We start from the raw sequence: 16703 nt of genomic DNA, 5'->3' as shown, positions 1-16703 counted from the left end.
GCGACAATTAGGCGGCATGCGCCGACAAAACGGGGACCGCAGCCTCAGGAACATCCTGCCGGTTACCTCTCTGCTGCTCACAGCGATAGTGGCCGTCGCGTTGATCGGTGTATCACCGATCGCACTGGAGGTCTTTCGGGGTAAGACCGACAGATGGCAGCGGCTCAGTTTCATCGGGCAGACCTACGGTGCGGCGTCCGCCGTCATCTCTGTTCTGGCGCTGGTCGGCATCGTCATCACGCTGAGCTACCAGGCACGTGAGGCAAAACTCTCCAGAGAAGAGACCCGCCGCCAGGCCATCGGCGATCTCCTGAAGATGGCGATGGAGGACCCTGACCTGGACGAGTGCTGGGGACCGGTGCCGACTCCTGACGACCCTAGAAAGCGCAAACAACTGCTCTACACGAACATGATCATCGCAGAGTGGTCACTGTCGTTCGAGACCAGAGCGCTTCCCGAGCCACGTCTACGCGCCATCGCGAACGAGATGTTCCAGGGAAGCGTGGGACGTGACTACTGGCGGAGCGCGCGCGAGGTCCGTCTGTCCACGTCGGCGAGCCGCCGCGAGCAGCGCTTCCACCAGATCCTCGACGAGGAGTACCAGCGAGCCCGCCCCTTGGCACGAGAGAATCCTCCTGCTCAGGCACCCGCCGCCGAGTCCACGACTACGGCGAAGGAGCGCATGGTGTGGGCTGGCATCGGCGCATCGGTAGTCGTGCTCTGCCGATCGATCCGAAACTTCGCCCGGCCGTCCGGGGCCTCCCGCCTGCCGCACGTTCGGAGGCGTTAGCGAACGGCGTACCGTCGGCGACCAAGAAGGCGTCACCTGATCAGTTCGCTCGGTTCACCTGGGGTCAGTGCCGGCCGAGCGGGCAGCGCGCGCCGGGCTCGCGGTTCGGGCAGCACACGACGGCCAGGTCGACGTAGTTCTCGCCGGTGAGCCACCAGGCCCAGGCCACGTCGTTGCCGCGCCGCAGGGTGTCGAGGGCGGTCGCGGCCATGGTCCGTACGGTCGGCGCGTGCCGCCGCAGTTCGGGGTGGGCGATCGACGACTCGATCTCGACGTACTGCCGTTCCAGCCAGGCGACCGCGTCGGCCGGGGCGTCCCAGGTGCCCTTGATGAAGCGGGCGGGCTTGGCAAGCCAGGCGGCGGTGCGCTCGGGCGGGACGGGCGAGCTGTCGAACCCGGCCCCGCCCGGCGACCGTACGGCGTCGTAGGGCCGGACGGCCTCGCCAGGCCCCCGGTAGCCGTACGCGTGGAAATGCACGGCGCCCCCTCCCGTGGGCGCGGCCCGGGACGAGGTCCGGGGCCGCCGCCCGTCGCTCACGGTCGGCCCGCCTCGACGAGGGCGACGAGAACGCATGCCTCGCCGTCCTCGCCCGTGTAGCCGCCGCACCGGGTCGTCTTGCGCCACGACACGCCGCTGAGCTGGTATTCCATGGTTTCACCTCCCCCCGGCCGTCGCGCGGGACCCGGACTCCGGGCAGGGGAGGACGGCCGTCGCGGCCGGTTCCGCGGCGAAGACGGCGGTGACCGTACGGCCCTGGTCGTTGCCGTGCCAGCCCCAGCTGTCGGCGAGGAGCGCGACCGTACGCAGGCCGCGCCCGCACTCGGCGAACTCGTCCGCGTCGGCGACCGCCGGCTCGTCCGGGCCGCCCTGGTCGGTCACTGAGATCTCCGTACGGCCGGCCGCGTGGTAGACGTCGACGGTGAAGGAGCCGCCCCGCCCGGAGCGCGTGTGCCTTAACGCGTTGGCCACGAGCTCGCCGGCGGCCAGCAGGACCTCGTCCAGCCGCGGCCGCCCGGGCAGCAGCGTGGCGACGAACGCCCGTACGGCGTGCGCCTGGTCGGGGGTGCCGGGGAACACCGCCCGCCAGTACATGACCGGCGCGAGGGCGGCCGGTTCCGGTTGCGCGAGAAGCATGGACACCTCGTGGGGTGGACGATCGGCGGCGTACCGCCGGAGTGCTTCTCACCTCACACGAGGCGCACGGGTCGTCACAGTCGGTAGGTGGCCCTGAGTGCCCGGAACCGGGATTCGCACGCGAGACCGCGGCACGCCGCCGATCGGCGAGCACCGTGCCGGAGCGTCACCGTGCGGAACGTTCGGCCGTCAGCTCGCGCTTCCGGCCGACGAAGCACGACGAACCGCACGTTTGGGGGACTGTCCGGATCTTGACGTCTGTTCTCGGAGTTCGTGAATGCATCGCCGGGCCCTCATCTGCCTCCCGCTCGTTCTGCTGGCGTTGAACGCCTGCCGGGACAACGGCAAGTCCAGCGCCGCCCCCTCGGCACCGCCGTCGGTCGCGACCACCTCCCCGACGGCCACCCCGGCGACGAGCACGCCCGCCCCGAGCCCGACGCACACGAAGACGCATCGCCCCGCTCCTTCGCCGACCACCCACAAGCCGGCGCTGGCCGGACCGGGTAAGACCTGCGGCACCGTCCAGCCGCCCGGCAACGGCCCGATGGCCGCGATCGGCGTGCTCAAGGGACACGTCAGCTGCGCCACGGCAATGGCGATCTTCCGCACCTACTACCGGACGGACACCCCGAAGCCGGGCAGCGCGGGCGTGGCGACCGTCCACGGCCGGCGCTGCGCCAGCAACTCGGCCGCCCAGACGAACCTCAGCGGCCGGATGTCCACCTGCCGGACGTCGACCATCACGATCGCCGCCGACGTCATCCCCTGATCCGGATGAAGACCCTCGGCCGGCACGCTCTTCGAAGCCGGTCCCGGTCTCGGTGTGGGGAACGTTCGCGAGGTAAAGGGACGCCCAGGGGATTTCGGCTCGGTGCCGAAGACGGCCGGTAACGAACCGTTTAGGGCCGGAGAGCGCTCAGCGCCGGGATCCCAGTTACGGTAACGCAATGATCTTCGTGAGCGGTCAGAGTCCGCGGCCGTGAGGCGGCGCGTTCTGATAGGCACGCCGATCGGCGCCGCCCTTGTCGCGGTCGCCGGAACGGCCGCGTGGTGGTTCTGGCCCCCTCATGTCGACCGCTCGCTGATGGCGGAGGCCGCCCCGATCATCGACCGCTACCTGGAGAACAGGTCGGCAGGACTCCCCGGGGAGATCTCCCCGCCCGCCGGTTCGTCCGCGCGCTGGTTCTGCGCGGAGAGAACGATCGAGACCCGCCGGCGCGGAACCGAGGTGCTCGTCAGCCTGATCACCGACTGCAGGGAGTACGCCCGGCACGGAACGGAGCTCCACTACGACTCCGCTTCGCAGGAACCGCTGCTCGTCACCCTGGATCGGGCCTCGGGACGGCTCGTCGTACGGCAGGTGACGGCGGCCCTCGAGGGGGCCATGTTCGACCCGTCGCTGAAGCGGATGTTCTCCCGGCGCGCGGTCCGAACGTACCGGCTCGACGACGGACCCCCCTCCCCCGACGCCGAGGCCCGGCGAGCCTTCGGCCTCCCCTCCGACGCTCCCGTACGTTCGGTCTGACGGCGCTTCACCCAACGGCCCTCCGCGGCGTCCCGCCGACGTCTTCGACGCGAACGATCGCCTTGGCGCGCCGTCGAGTGCGCTGCGCGTCTTCGGGAGAACGCCCGGCACCGCCGCGCTTCCGGCCGGTGTCTCAGAGGCGGACGACCACCAGGGCGATATCGTCAGAGGCGCCGTCGCGGAGCCTGTCCAGCAGGGCGTCGGCCAGATCCTGCGGTAGCAGCCCGCGGTACTCGGCGAGGGCGGCGGTGAGCCGGGCCAGCCCGGTGTCGACGTCCTCACCGCGGCGTTCGATGAGCCCGTCGGTGTAGAGCACAAGGGTGTCCCCCGGGCTGTACTGCAGGGTGGCCTGGGGCCGGGGGACGGCTTCGGGGCGGACGCCCAGCGGCGGGTCGGTCGCCTGATCGAGCAGTTCGTGGCCACCGCCGGAGTACGCAAGCACCGGCGGCAGATGACCGGCGCTGCTGTAGGCGATCAGGCGGCTGCGGGGGTGGATCACGGCCTTGACGGCGGTCGCGGCCAGCGCCCCTTCTACGGAACCGGCGTACTGGTCCAGGGTCTGCAGCGCCTGCGCGGGGCTGTGGGTGTTCCGGACGGCACCGCTCAGGATGAATCGCAACGTCCCCATGATGGCGGCGGCCTCCAGCCCGTGACCGACGACGTCGCCGACCGCCATGGACAGGGCCCCCTGGGGCAGGTCCACCACGTCGTACCAGTCGCCGCACACGTTCAGCGCGTCGGTCGCCGGCTCGTACCGCACCGCGATCTCCGGGTGCCGGGCCAGGTCCGGCGAATGCAGCATGCGGTCCTGGATGGCCAGGGCGACCTGACGTTCGCGGGCGTACGACTGGCGCAGCTCATCGTTCAGCCGCTGCAACTCCCGCGCCCGGTCGAACAACTCGGCCGCCAGCGCCTGCTCCCGCCCGCTCGGGTTCTCGTTCGACGGCCGGTCGCCGGAGTCGCAGAAGTCGACGAACGCGGTGACGTCCATCGTCCGCATCAGCAGCCACGCCAGCGCGCCGTCCGGGCCGACCACGGGGGTGGTGATCGACGACCACCAGCGTTCCTCGAACTCCCCTGGCCAGCCCGGCACCGGAACGTCATACCGGATCGGCGCCATCGTGTCGGGCCGGTGTGACATCGCCACCCAGCGCAGCGAGGCCTCCAGCCTGCGTTTCCCGTCGCCGGAGGGGCCCGCGGGATCGGCCGGGAAGACGTCGAACAGGTTCTTCCCGATCAACTCCTCGCGGGTCCTCCCCGTCACCTCGAGAAGTGCCAGATTGACGTCCGTGATCACGAAGTCGGGATCCAGCACCACATAAGGGGTCGGAGCGACGGCGAACAGCGCTCCATAATCGATCTTCGCAGTACTCACGGACCCCCACCCGTCCTCCTGCTACCTGACGATTCACCCACCGAAAATGCTATTTCAGATGGATTCGACAGGCCCCTCCGGGGCGGCCAGGTCGCCACTTCCGTAACACGGATCCCAAGACCTCGAAATCGTCGCATAGCCCAAGAGCGCCCATACGAGCCCCACTCCCGACGGGGTCGGGGTCCGCTCTGCCGCCACAACGATGTCGGCCTGGCCGTCTCGACCTCGAAGTACTAACGGAGGTAGGAGGCACCGTTGAGGTCGATCACCGCGCCGCTGGCCCACAGGGCGTCCGGCGAGGCTAGCCAGGCCACCGCGGCGGCGATCTCCTCAGGCTCGGCGACGCGACCGAACGGGCTCTGCGCCCGGATGGCCTCGCCCGCCGGGCCGGAGAGCATCGTCTCGACCATGTCGGTCCGTACGAACCCGGGGGCGACGGCCGCGACGCCGATGCCGTACGGCGCCAGGGCGACCGCCAGCGACTGGGTCATCGCGTGCACCGCCGCCTTGCTCGCCCCGTACGCGACGGCGACCGGCTCACCGCGGTAGGCGCCGCGCGAGCCGACGTTGATGATCCGCGCGCCCTCGGCGCCCTCCGGCCGGGTGCGCAGGTGCTCGACGACGCACCAGGTCACATTGGCCGTACCGTGCACGTTGACGTCGATGACACGCCGCCAGCCCTCGTGCCACTCCTCGTACGAGGTCGCCTCGATCGGCTGATGGCCGTGGACCGCCGCGTTGTTGACCAGCACATCCACGCCGCCGAGCCCGGCGATCGCCTCGGCGACGAACTCCTGGACCCGGGCGGGATCGGCGAGGTCGCCGGAGACGACGACGTGCCCCTCACCCGGAAGCCCGGCGACGACGGCACTCGCCGCGGTGACGTCCGATCCGCAGTGGACGGCTACGGTGAAGCCGTCCGCCGCCAGCCGCGCGGCCACGGCCGCGCCGATGCCCCGCGATCCGCCGGTGACAAGCGCACGTTTTCCGGACACGCGATCCCTCCTTGCACAATGTCCGACAAACGTAGCGGGCATCGCCACTGGGCATCGCTGGGCGGGTGGACATCACCCCGAAGACCGTGGATCGCGGCCCGGAACGTCGCGACCGGCCAACAGGACCCGATAGTCGCTCACCTTTCAGGCGGGGTTCACCAGCTGATTCCGGCCGCCACCGGGAGGTGGTCGCTGCCGGTGGCGGGCAGCACCCACGAACGTACCGGCCGCACGCCCCGGACCAGGATCTGGTCGACCCGCACCATCGGGAACTCCGCTGGCCAGGTGAAGCCGAAGCCGCCCCCGGCCACGTCCTGGGCCGAACGCAGCTGCGCGGTGATGTCGGCGAACGCACGGTCGTCCATGGCGCCGTTCAGGTCGCCGAGCAGCACGATCCGCTTGTTCGGCTCGGCGGCGATGGCCTTGGCGAGCGCGTGTGCGCCGGCGTTCCGCTGGCTCGTCCAGAAGCCGCCCCTGGGCATCACCCGTACGGACCCCAGGTGGGCCACATACACCGCCAGCGGCCCCTGGTCCGTGGTCACCGTGGTGCGCAGCGCCCGAATCGTGTGCATCGCCGGGTCGCCACCGATGTCGAGCGGCTGGGTGTCCGACAGTGGCAGCTTGCTCCAGAGCCCGACCGTGCCTTGCATCGTGTGGTACGGGTACGTCTTCCCCAGCACCTTCTCGTACGTGACCGTGGCCTGCCGGGCGCGCAGTTCGGTGGGGTCGACCAGCCGCCGTGCGTCACCCTGCGCCAGCTCCTCGAGCGCCACCATGTCCGCCCCGGATGCGATCAGGTCGCGGGCGGTCCCGGCCGGGTCGGCGTTGCCGGCGCTGACGTTGTGGCTGACCAGGGTCAGGTCGCCGCCCAGGTGAGACTTGTCGCTGAGCAGCCCGCCGAAGAGGATCAGCCACACCGTGACCGGCAGCAGCAGCGCGGCCACCGCGGAGGCGGAGCGACGCCAGAGCGCCCCGGCCAGCAGCACCGGGACGAACAAGCCGAACCACGGCAGGAAGGTCTCCACCAGGCTGCCGAGGTTGCCGATCCCGTTCGGAATCTGTGCGTGCAGCAGCATGACCAGGCCGAGCAGCAGCGCCAGCGCCGCGAGGACCAGGCCGCGCTTCCAGGGCCCCGGCCGGCAGCCGATGTGGATCACCCGGCGGAAGCACGCGCGCCGGGTACCGGAGTCGGTATCCCGGCGACCGGCGCCGCCCTGTCCGGTCTCCGCCGTGCCCACCTGCGCCATCGTCCGTCCTTGCTCACTGTCGGTCACTGCTGGACCCTTCGGGTCCGAGCCATACCGCCAGTCAAGGCAGGGTGGTGTTGCCAGCACGTATGTGATTTTCGATATCCCGACGATATGCACCCACTTCTGGCATCGAGAGCATGCGTGCGCTGATCGTCGAGGACGAACCCCGGATCTTCCGGTGACGAGATCACCAACCGCTTCGTCGCCACCGACAGCGGCCCGCCCGTCCTCATGACCGCTGCCGATCGGCTCGACGACAAGGCCACCAGGTGTACGGCTACCGGACGGCATACCGAGCCGACTCCGTCGTACGCAGTGGCTCTCAGCACACGCCGACCACCGATCCGCGCGGGCGATCCCGACGTCACATCCTCCTCGCCGCCCGACCCGGAAAAAGTTCGGCCGTCGGCCCGCCGCCGAGCCTCCTTCAGGAGCATGCCAGGCGAACACCGAGCAGAGTACGCGCGGGCCGCTTCCTGAAGTTCCAGTTGACGCTACATCTGTCACATAGCGGGCGTACGGTGCGATCATGGCGCTCACCGACATCACGCGCGAAGCAGTCCTCGCCGCGATCGCCGAATTCGACCGCCTGGGCCGGGACGCCTTCCTGGAGAAGTACGGGTTCGACTCCTCCCGGCGGTACTGGCTCCTGTACGACGGAACGCGCTACGACTCCAAGGCCATCGCCGGAGCCGCCCACGGCTACCTGCCCAAGCGATCTCCTCTGGCGGCGAAGGACTTCTCCGGCGGCAGAGGCCACGCGGTGACCGTCCTGCGGCGCCTCGGCTTCGAAGTGACCAGCGCACCCAACACCGACCCGTCGGGCCTTCAGACCGCGGACGAGATCGCCTCGACCATCGACGACCTGCGTCCTGCCTCGGCCTCCGGCAAGCCGATGCTGAAGCAGGCCGTTGTCCTCCTGTGGGCAATCGGCCGTGCCCGCGCCGGCCACGACCGCCTCCTGGGATGGACCGACACCGTTGCCGCGCTGACCCCATTGCTGCAGACTCATCGCCGGGATGGCGAAAGCCGCCACGGCCGGCCGGACTACCCAATCGCCGCGCTTTTCCATGCCGGGCTGTGGGAGCTGCCCGGCCACACCGACGTCCCACGGGCCCACGGCACCGCGGTATGGACGTGGTTCGCCGAGCACGCGCCCGAAGGCGGCCTACCGGAGTCCGTCTACACGCTTGCCCGCCGCTCGGGCCCGGCGCGCGTCCGGATGATCGATGCGATCACCGCGCGGTTCCTGGACGACTTCTACGAGAGTGAACTCCTCACCGCCGTCGAGCTATACGACGAAGACGTCGCCGCCGACGAAGCACCACCCCCCGGAGACTCCGACCAGGAGACGGCGCCCGGGAGCACCCCCGGAGCCTCCAACTCCGACTACGCCCGCATGTGCGAACTGGTGGCGCGCCGGGAGAGACGCACGTACGGGCAACGGCGCACCAGGATCGCCAACGACCCCATCCGGATCAGCGCCGCCCGCGAGGCGGTCCTACTCCGCAGCGACGGCCGCTGCGAGAACCCCGGATGCGCCAAGCCGGCCCCGGACCGGAACGACCGCGGGAAGCCGCTCCTGGAAGTCGACCACATCGAGCAACTGACCGACGGCGGCCGTGACCACCCCATTCAGATGATCGCCCTGTGCCCCGACTGCCACCGGGTCAAGACACACGGGCAGAGCCGCCACCGGCTCATCCCCGTACTGGCCCAGCGGGCACGCGAACTCCACGACCAGTGGATGAGAGCCGACGGCTGGCCCTCGAGAAGAGCCGTGGAGGGCGAGCGATGACGCTAGCTGGCGAAGGTCTGCGCCCACCAGCCCGCCGGGCCAGTCGTGCTGCCAGGGCGTCGGCCGAACGCGCAGAGTTGGCCGACGGTCTTCAGATGCTCGGGCACGTTGTCCGGGACAGGGCATTCGACCGGTTGCTCGGCAGGTGGCCGTAGGTACACCCCGGCGGCTCTGTCGATTGCTGGAGGCTCGCCTCACCGGCTTCCTGCGGGCAGGATTCCGTGCCTTGACGGCGCGCACGAACGAGTACATCTGGCCCGGCATGCTGAATCCATAGCCGCGTCGGCCGACGTTCCGCAGTGACCCGCCCGCAGGTATGGGTCACCGCGGAGCAGACCGTACGGTCGGCACGGGCCGAACGTCGGGTGGCCTGGCGAGAGCCGGGCTGAAGGGCGATTAAGGCGGCAATCGATCATTTATTCTGCTGAAGAACGGTGGTTGGGTCATGCGGGACGGGGGGTCGAATGCGGCGTGCCGCGCGGGATGAGGTGACCCGCACCATCCGGGAGGAGCCCGGCCTGTTACGACGGCTGCCCGCGACCGGGGTCCTCGTCGTCCTGGCGTCATCTGCGCTCAGTCCGGTCCTGGAGGCGGCACTGAGCGGCAGCTCTGTGGCCGAGGCGATCGCCGGTGTTGCGGGGAATGTCGGTAGCGGCTACCTGACGAACCTCATCACCAACGTCGCGGCGCGTGTACGCGGCGGCGGATCGTCCGATCTCGGCGAGGCCAAACAGCTGCTGACCGACGAGCTGCAGGCCGCCTTGGACAGAGGCGATGCCGCCGCGGATGAGTTGAACGGCCTATGCATCTCCCTCATTCACAAGATCGGTGGCCTAGAGGCGGCAACCGATGACCTGCGCAAACATTTGCTGGCTCGTTTCGAAGAGCTCGACGCGCGCGCCCGGGAACGTGACGCCGTACAGCAGCGGCTTGATCAACGTCGGAACGCCGCACAGCGCCGTCACAACGAGCAGGTCCGGCAAGAGCTTCAGGAGATCCTCGAGCGACTTCGCTTTCTCACCTGGGACGCCGGCGGCCACGCCAGTCCTCCGACTCGCCCGGTGGTCACCCCGATGGTCGTGCCATCGGGCACCCGGCCTGGCGCGGGTGCCGACGCCGCGTGGCAAGGCGGCAACGAGCTCACCGTCGGCGACCGTGTCTACCTACTGCAGGGTGTCCTGCTCGACGAGCGGCCGCACCACGACGGAACGGTCTGGCGGCAGGCTCGGGCACTGCGGACGATTCCGTCTGGCGGGCCGGACCGTTACGTCTGGTTGCGACAGGTCCGGGCGAACCTGGACGTACCGGAGGCGCGTCGCGCGCTCTGGGCGCTGGATCGGGAACGCAGGCTCCTGTCCCGGCTCGGCGAACCGCGCCTCAGCCAGTACGCGGCAGATGAGCACATGGCCACCATCGCCGTTGCCTGGCCGACATCGCGGCGACACGGCCCTGCCAAGCCGCTCTCCCCTTCTGACCCACCGGGGATGTTCTCCCTGCTCGGCGGCCTGGCAGGGCTGTGTGACACCCTGGCGCGGCTGCACGCGTTGAACGCGACGCATCGTCTGCTGGTACCGGAGCGGATCGTCGTCCACGACGACGGCCGGCTGTCGTTCCTCGATCTCGGCCTGGCAGGCCACGCCCCCACACCCGGCGAGGGCCCGTCCGACTATCAGGCGCCCGAACAGCGGCGGCGCAGCAGCGCCCGCCCCGGCCCGTACACCGACGTGTATCAGCTCGCCGCGCTTGCCTACCACCTGGTGACCGGGCATCCGCCCCACCCGCGGACTCCGCTGCCCGTAGGCGGCCAGTCTCCCGGCCTTCCCACGCCCGCCGGCGCGGCCATCGACGCGGCGTTGAGCGCCGATTCCGGCGCACGCCCCACCGCCCCCTCGTTCGGCGCCGCGCTCCAGGCGGCCCGTGACCAGCTCTGAGGAACGCATGCTGAACGTCGCTCTGCCCGGCCCGCTGGTTCTCGTGCCGAGCCCGAAGCTGGACACCTCTATCCGCGAGCACCGCGACCGGGCTTGGTTGCCCGCCGGCGCCGAGGCTCTCATCAAGGACTTGAACACCCGCCCGGGCGGCATCCCGGTGACACTGGCCGAGCCGAAGGCCGCCGACAAGGACTGGAGCATGCTCGTTTACGGCCGGACGTACGTCGCCCGGCTGTACGTCTCGGGCCGCGGTGACGCCTACCGAGTCGTATCGGTCCGCCCGTTGTGGAAGACCGACTACCGGAACCTGGTGAACAGCCATCTCATGCTGCGCCCGCACGGCTGGCGTCTCGCGTACGAGCTCCGCCGGGTACCCGAGGGGATGGACGCGCATTGGCCGACCATCACCCGCGCGTGGCAGGACCTGCTGGCCGAGCAGGCCGCCCGGCAGGGGGCGTCCCGGCTGGACGACGAGCGGTCCGCCTACCTTACGACGCTGAGTGCGCTGGTCGATGCCGAGCAGCGGATACGGGCCGAGACGGCACCGCGGATGTACCCGTACCGGGCGGTCATGCCGGTCGGCGGCCGACGCTACGGCACGAACGCCGTCTACGACTTCGACCTCGTCGGTGGGCAGGTGCCCGAGGAGCGGACGTTCGTGCAAATCCACGGCGAACCGGAGCTACGCGGCCAGGTCACGCGTGTCACCGGTGCCCGCGCCACCGTCCGGTTCCACCAGGCGGTCGGCTGGAATCGAGTTCAGGGCCAGGGTGAGCTGGAGGAGACGCCGAACAGCACCGTCTACGACAAGCAGCGCGAAGCCATCGCGGCACTCCGGGACGGCCAGGTGCGCAACCCGGGCCTGCTGCCCGCCCTCGTCGACCACCGCGTACGGCCGATTCCCGCCGCCGACGACCGGCCTCCCGAGCCTCTCGACGAGGACCAGACCACCGCGTTCCGCAAGGCGCTGCACGTCCCGGACGTGCTGCTGGTCCTCGGCCCGCCTGGAACCGGCAAGACCCGCACGATCAGCCAGATCGCCGACGCCTGCGCCGAGCGGGGTGAACGGGTTCTGGTCACCTCGAACAGCCACCGCGCGGTGGACAACGTGCTGCCCCGGTTGTCGCGGCGCCTCGTCGCGGTGCGTGTCGGTGCCGAGGGGAGTGTGACGAGCGACGGTCAGGCCTACCTGCTGGACCGTCAGGCGTCCGACCTGGTGCACCAGGTGCTCGCGAACACCTCGCCTGCCCTCGCCGCCTACACGGAACTCCCGCACGCCGAACGCTGGGCGGCGGAGCTCGACGCGAGCCTCGCACGGCAGGCAGTCGCGGCCGAGGAGGTGCAACGCGCCGAAGCGGACCTGCACGCTGCCTGCCGGGCCGCCGGTAACACGCTGCGGGACCGCATCGGCGGCCTGACGGCCGAACTGACCGGCTGTGAGCGCGAGATCGCCCGCGCCCGAGAGCACATCGATCGATGGTCCGCCCGACGGGACCGCGCGGCGGCACGCGTCACGCTTCCCGTGGTAGGCCAATTCTTCGACATCCTCGGACGAAGGCACGAGCGGCGGGTGGCCGCCGGCCGGCAGCGGCAGCGCGAGGTGGAGGAGGCGGCCGCGCGCATCCGCGCCGAGCTTGCCAGCGCGGAGGAGGAACTCGAGATTGTCACCCGCGACGACCCCGCCGTACGGAAGGCACGGACGGCGAATGAAGAGAGCATTCAGCGACACGGCCGGTGCCGGGAGGAGGCAGGCGCCGCCGCTCGCTTCCTCCACGAGGCCGTACGCGCGGTTCCCGGCGCGGTGTCGCCTCCGGAGGATCCCGGTGAACTGCGGGAGTGGGCGGCCGAATGGCTGCCCGTCCTGGCGGCGCGCGGCAGGCTCCTCGCCGAGTGGCACGAGAAGGTCTCCACCGAGACCGACGATCTGTATCCCGAACTGATCCGCTACGCCGACGTTGTCGCCGCGACCTGCATCGGCGCGGCGTCCCGGCCTGAGCTGGCGGACGTGGACTTCGACGTCGCCATCGTCGACGAGGCCGGCCAGATCGGCACGAACACCGCGCTCGTCCCGCTGGTCCGCGCCCGGCGGGCGGTGCTGGTCGGGGACCACAAGCAGCTCCCGCCGTTCCTGGATACCGAGCTCGAGGAGTGGGGCGCGGCGGACGACGATCCGCGCGTCCGTGACCTGCTCGCCAAGAGCATCCTGGAGCTGCTGTGGGACGGCTTCCCCGACACCCACCGGGTGCTGCTGTCCCGGCAGCGGCGGATGCCCGCCACGATCGGCGACTTCATCTCGTCGGAGTTCTACGGCGGCCGGTTGCGCACGGACGTGCGGCGCGAGCACCGGGACCCGCTGTTCGGCAGCCCGATGACGTTCGTCGACACGTCGGCCCTGCCCGTAGCGCAACGGCGGGAACAGCACTCCGGCCTCGACCACGTGAACCTGTCCGGCTACACGAACCCGGCCGAGGCCGAGCTCATCGCCCGGCTGGCCGCGTTCTACCACCGGCTGAAGGTCGAGTGGGCGGTCATCCTGCCGTACAAGGCGCAGGTGAAGGAGGTCAGGGCCCGCGTCGACCGGCTCACCGGGCACGAGGCGGACACCCTTCTCAATGTCGGCACGGTCGACGCCTTCCAGGGCGGCGAACGCGACGTCATCCTGCACGGCTTCACCCGCAGCAACGAGCGCGGGAACGTCGGCTTCCTGTCCGAACTCCGCCGCGCGAACGTTGCTTTCACCCGGGCCAAGCAGCAACTGGTCCTGGTCGGCGACCTGCGGACGCTGACCGGCGCCCGCGACCCGGGCTTCCGCGCACTCGCCCGCTCCCTGCACGACCACCTGCGCACCCACGGTGAGATCCGCCCGTACGCCGAGATCCGCTCCCTCCTGGAAGACATATGAACGATCGCTTGATCCGGTACGGAGAAGCCCGCGCCCTGGAACACGTCGCGTTCGCGTTGGGCCGGACGCCGACCCGCATCATGCGGCTGCTGCTCCCTGTGTACCGCGTTGAGGTCGAGGCGACGGTCACCGAGGGCCGTCCGTACGCGCTGATCGACCGTTTTCTCGAACACGGCATTGCCGAGGGCCGCCTGCGGTCCGTCGCGGAGCTGGCCGACTTCTTCTTCCTCGACCCGAACCTCGTGGACCGTGCGATCCGCTTCCTCACCGCGATCGGCCACGTGCGGGAGGCCGGCGGCATGCTGTCGTTGACCGAGCTTGGGTACCAATCGGTCCGCGACGACAAGCGGTACGAGAGGGTGGAGCGGGACCGGCGCGTCCTGTACTTCGGCGGCTTCGGCTCCCGGCCGCTCAGCCGCCGGTACTACGGCTCCGGCCGCGTCACCCTCCTGTCCCCCGCCGACCATCATGACCGGTTCACGTTGGTGTCGAGTTTCGGGTCCTTCGAGCCGAAGGCCCTCACCGACCTCGCCCGCGATCCGAACCGCGACCACTACAACCTCCCCGGGCGCGTCGAGGACCTGCGGATGTTGCACGCCGAGCAGGTCTTCCTGCCGGCGTACATCGTCCGCACCCTCGGACCGGAACGCGACCGCTACGTCGCCTACACGCAGATCGGCGAGGAGGACGACGCCGAGATCACCTCGCTGTACGCGGGCACACCCGAGGTCGCGTCGCTGCTGGAACTGGAGGAGAACGCGAGCGACGGCGGCCTGAACCTCTCCTACGCCCGAAAGTGGCTAGCGAAGAGGGGCCTGGGCGAGTTCGAACCGAAGCGCCGCGCGGATGGAACCTGGCAGGTGGTTCTTCCCGCCAAGGCGTTCGGCCGGGCAGGCGGGGAGAACGGCCTGTCGGCGTTCAAGGTGGGCTCATTCATCGTGCTCGGCAGCGACCTGATTCACGTCTGGTGCCCCGACGAGAAGCTCCGGACCGATGTGCTGCTGAAGCGCATGGACGCCTTCCTCGCTCAGCGGTCGCGCGTCAGCGCGCCCGACGTCGAGGCCCTCCTGTCGCGCCTCACGCGCCAGCTTCAGCTAGTGCCGATCGACCTACCGACCCTTCGCTCCATGGCCGCCAATGCCAGCCTCCACGGTCTCGCGGCCCAGCTTTCTGAATTCTCATGACCTTCGCGTCACGGCCCCGAAACGTGGGGATCTACGCAATAGGAGAAAACAGCTGATCATAAAGGCGGACACCTTCACTCCGACGGACATCTTCAGCGGCCCGTTGCTCGCCATTTCCTCGGCGCCTTCGTGCTCGAACAACAGTTCACGGTCGCCCACATCCCGTACGCCATGTGATCGATGGGCAGCAGCGCCTGACGACACTGCAGGTTCTGTCCGACGCCGCTCAGCTGGTCGCGGAGCAGGTTGATCTGTTCCTGCCACCAACTTGGTATCCAGCGTCGAACATGCGCTGACCTGGTTCTCCCCGCGCTCGAGCTGTGGCCGACTCTGTGCTCCAAGCCGTGCTAGTTGGCCTGCGCGCTGTCGTCAACCGGTTGTCCTTTTGATGGACCGAGGGTAGATTGAGCACTCACTAAGCTCTGAGCAGTCAACAAGCGCTCACAACACTCGAGTGGAGTCCTCATGGTTGACGGACTGGATGTGAAGACGGCCCGAGAGGCGGCTGGGTTGACGCAGGTGGACGCGGCCAGGGCTGCGCGCATCTCGGTTGCGACCTGGCGGAGAGCCGAGGAGGATCCCTCGTCGGTATCGGCCAAGACCCGGGCAGCTGTCGAAAGGGTGCTAAAGACCGCTAGGCGCAAAATGCAGGGGAAGACACGGGAGGAAGTTGAGGTAGCCGAGCACGTGCGGAGGCTCAACGCATGCTTCGGGATGGAAGGGAGTGCTCTGACGCCCGCCATGGCAGCACAACTCGCCGTTACCAGTGATTCGCTGCAAGATCTCGACGGGCAAGACTGGTCGGACACTTCCGGCATGACGGAGCGGCTCCCTCAAGCGGTGCTGTTCCGAGTCTACGGGAACCGCGCATGGCTAAATAGGCTTGCCGAAACCTATAGGGAGATGGCGATCCGGATCGGTCGTGGTGGGCGGCCGTGGCCGCGCACCATGGCGGAAGAGTTCGTCCTTCACTCGTCCATCGAATGGGGCCGTGGGACGTGGGACGATATGCCACCTTGGGAGTACCTCGATGGACTTGAGCGTCGCGACAACGATGGTGATTGGCGCGGCGTCACGATGGAACTCTCCCACTTTCCTCTCGGGTTTCCCGATCTCGTCGACGACGAGATGGCGTCGCGTGTGACTGACGGCCGAATCTACTTGTCGAGACTACATCCTTACCGCTGGTGGGAGCCGCTGGAGATGACACTGGAGGAATGGCGTTCGGCTTCCCCTGAGGGCGTGGCTTCTCCAGGTTTCATCAGCCGCATGCTCTTTGACTTCCTTAGTATCAACAAAGGTGTCGTAGATGAGATCTTCGAGGGTGATCTGTATGGATGCGATCTCGATGTAGCCCATGATGCGGTCCTATTGAGGGACGCATCAGGGTTCACGGCAGTGCTGAAAGTGGCGCATCCGGACGATAAAATCCCGACGCGCGATAATCCCTTCCAGGCACGCACGTACGCTTATGCGTTCATTGAACATCTGTTCCTTAGCCGCGAGGAGCAGCTCGCGGCCGATTGCGAGGCATGCGGAAAATGCGACGAATGCAATGTCGGCAGCTCCTTGAGTGACGATGTTGAAGGTCGGGAAGCATGGAGGAGAACCACAGGCTTGTTGGCACCCCCGATGCTCGTCAACAATGAAGAGGTCGAGGGCGGCGGCCAGGCTATCGGGATTAGGTTCAATGACGAGGTGGCGATCAGGGTGACGATCGTTAACAGCAGTTGACATTGTCAGAAACCACACGGGTAGACCGTATGGAGGGTCGCCCCTCGCTCTGCTCTCCACGTCTAGCCTGGCGGAGTCCGTTCG

General features: G+C 69.0%; 14 protein-coding genes. 9 read left to right on the top strand and 5 right to left on the bottom strand.

What is annotated here, in order from left to right; genetic code table 11:
• The first annotated feature begins 16 nt into the window (after positions 1-16).
• Positions 17-790 (top strand): DUF6082 family protein, encoded by a 774-nt coding sequence (locus tag ABD978_RS43535; RefSeq protein WP_345367629.1) that lies wholly within the window; start codon positions 17-19, stop codon positions 788-790.
• A gap of 64 nt (positions 791-854) precedes the next feature.
• Here ABD978_RS43535 and ABD978_RS43530 read toward each other — a convergent pair whose 3' ends face one another.
• Both ABD978_RS43530 and ABD978_RS43525 read right to left on the bottom strand, forming a co-directional pair.
• The gene (locus tag ABD978_RS43530; RefSeq protein ID WP_345367627.1) at positions 855-1268 is read right to left on the bottom strand and encodes a hypothetical protein; all 414 of its coding nucleotides are present in this window, start codon (positions 1266-1268) and stop codon (positions 855-857) included.
• A 177-nt stretch (positions 1269-1445) separates the two neighbouring features.
• A complete protein-coding gene (locus tag ABD978_RS43525; protein WP_345367625.1) occupies positions 1446-1925 on the bottom strand; it encodes an ATP-binding protein in 480 nt (159 codons plus the stop codon).
• A gap of 277 nt (positions 1926-2202) precedes the next feature.
• Between ABD978_RS43525 and ABD978_RS43520 the strand changes: the two genes are divergently transcribed.
• Both ABD978_RS43520 and ABD978_RS43515 read left to right on the top strand, forming a co-directional pair.
• Positions 2203-2694 (top strand): hypothetical protein, encoded by a 492-nt coding sequence (locus ABD978_RS43520; RefSeq protein ID WP_345367623.1) that lies wholly within the window; start codon positions 2203-2205, stop codon positions 2692-2694.
• Between the two features lie 210 nt (positions 2695-2904).
• Positions 2905-3450 (top strand): hypothetical protein, encoded by a 546-nt coding sequence (locus ABD978_RS43515; protein ID WP_345367621.1) that lies wholly within the window; start codon positions 2905-2907, stop codon positions 3448-3450.
• A gap of 133 nt (positions 3451-3583) precedes the next feature.
• On the opposite strand, the gene ABD978_RS43510 is transcribed toward ABD978_RS43515, so the two are convergent.
• The 3 genes from ABD978_RS43510 to ABD978_RS43500 all read right to left on the bottom strand — a co-directional run bounded on the left by ABD978_RS43510 (position 3584) and on the right by ABD978_RS43500 (position 7067).
• Positions 3584-4825, bottom strand: coding sequence for a PP2C family protein-serine/threonine phosphatase (locus ABD978_RS43510; RefSeq protein WP_345367619.1), 1242 nt, complete (start codon positions 4823-4825; stop codon positions 3584-3586).
• Between the two features lie 233 nt (positions 4826-5058).
• On the bottom strand, positions 5059-5820 hold the full coding sequence (locus ABD978_RS43505; protein ID WP_345367617.1) for an SDR family NAD(P)-dependent oxidoreductase: 762 nt from the start codon (positions 5818-5820) through the stop codon (positions 5059-5061).
• 155 nt (positions 5821-5975) lie between these two features.
• Positions 5976-7067, bottom strand: a complete 1092-nt coding sequence (locus ABD978_RS43500; protein ID WP_345367615.1) for an endonuclease/exonuclease/phosphatase family protein — start codon at positions 7065-7067, stop codon at positions 5976-5978.
• 532 nt (positions 7068-7599) lie between these two features.
• On the opposite strand from ABD978_RS43500, the gene ABD978_RS43490 reads away from it, so the two are divergent.
• From ABD978_RS43490 to ABD978_RS43465, 6 genes are all read left to right on the top strand, one after another.
• Entirely contained in the window at positions 7600-8868 is a 1269-nt protein-coding gene (locus ABD978_RS43490) for a phosphorothioated DNA-binding restriction endonuclease family protein (RefSeq protein ID WP_345367613.1), read from the top strand.
• 488 nt (positions 8869-9356) lie between these two features.
• The gene (locus ABD978_RS43485; protein ID WP_345367611.1) at positions 9357-10799 is read left to right on the top strand and encodes a protein kinase family protein; all 1443 of its coding nucleotides are present in this window, start codon (positions 9357-9359) and stop codon (positions 10797-10799) included.
• Between the two features lie 7 nt (positions 10800-10806).
• The gene (locus ABD978_RS43480) at positions 10807-13701 is read left to right on the top strand and encodes a DEAD/DEAH box helicase (protein ID WP_345367609.1); all 2895 of its coding nucleotides are present in this window, start codon (positions 10807-10809) and stop codon (positions 13699-13701) included.
• A complete protein-coding gene (locus tag ABD978_RS43475; RefSeq protein WP_345367607.1) occupies positions 13698-14885 on the top strand; it encodes a hypothetical protein in 1188 nt (395 codons plus the stop codon). The genes ABD978_RS43480 and ABD978_RS43475 overlap by 4 nt, the downstream gene beginning before the upstream one ends.
• Before the next feature lie 173 nt (positions 14886-15058).
• On the top strand, positions 15059-15181 hold the full coding sequence (locus tag ABD978_RS43470) for a hypothetical protein (protein ID WP_345367605.1): 123 nt from the start codon (positions 15059-15061) through the stop codon (positions 15179-15181).
• Between the two features lie 169 nt (positions 15182-15350).
• Positions 15351-16619, top strand: coding sequence for a helix-turn-helix domain-containing protein (locus tag ABD978_RS43465; protein WP_345367603.1), 1269 nt, complete (start codon positions 15351-15353; stop codon positions 16617-16619).
• The last annotated feature ends 84 nt before the right edge of the window (positions 16620-16703 follow it).

It is taken from the genome of Actinoallomurus liliacearum (assembly GCF_039542035.1).
Lineage (GTDB): Bacteria > Actinomycetota > Actinomycetes > Streptosporangiales > Streptosporangiaceae > Actinoallomurus > Actinoallomurus liliacearum.
This window is presented reverse-complemented; position numbering and strand designations above follow the sequence as displayed.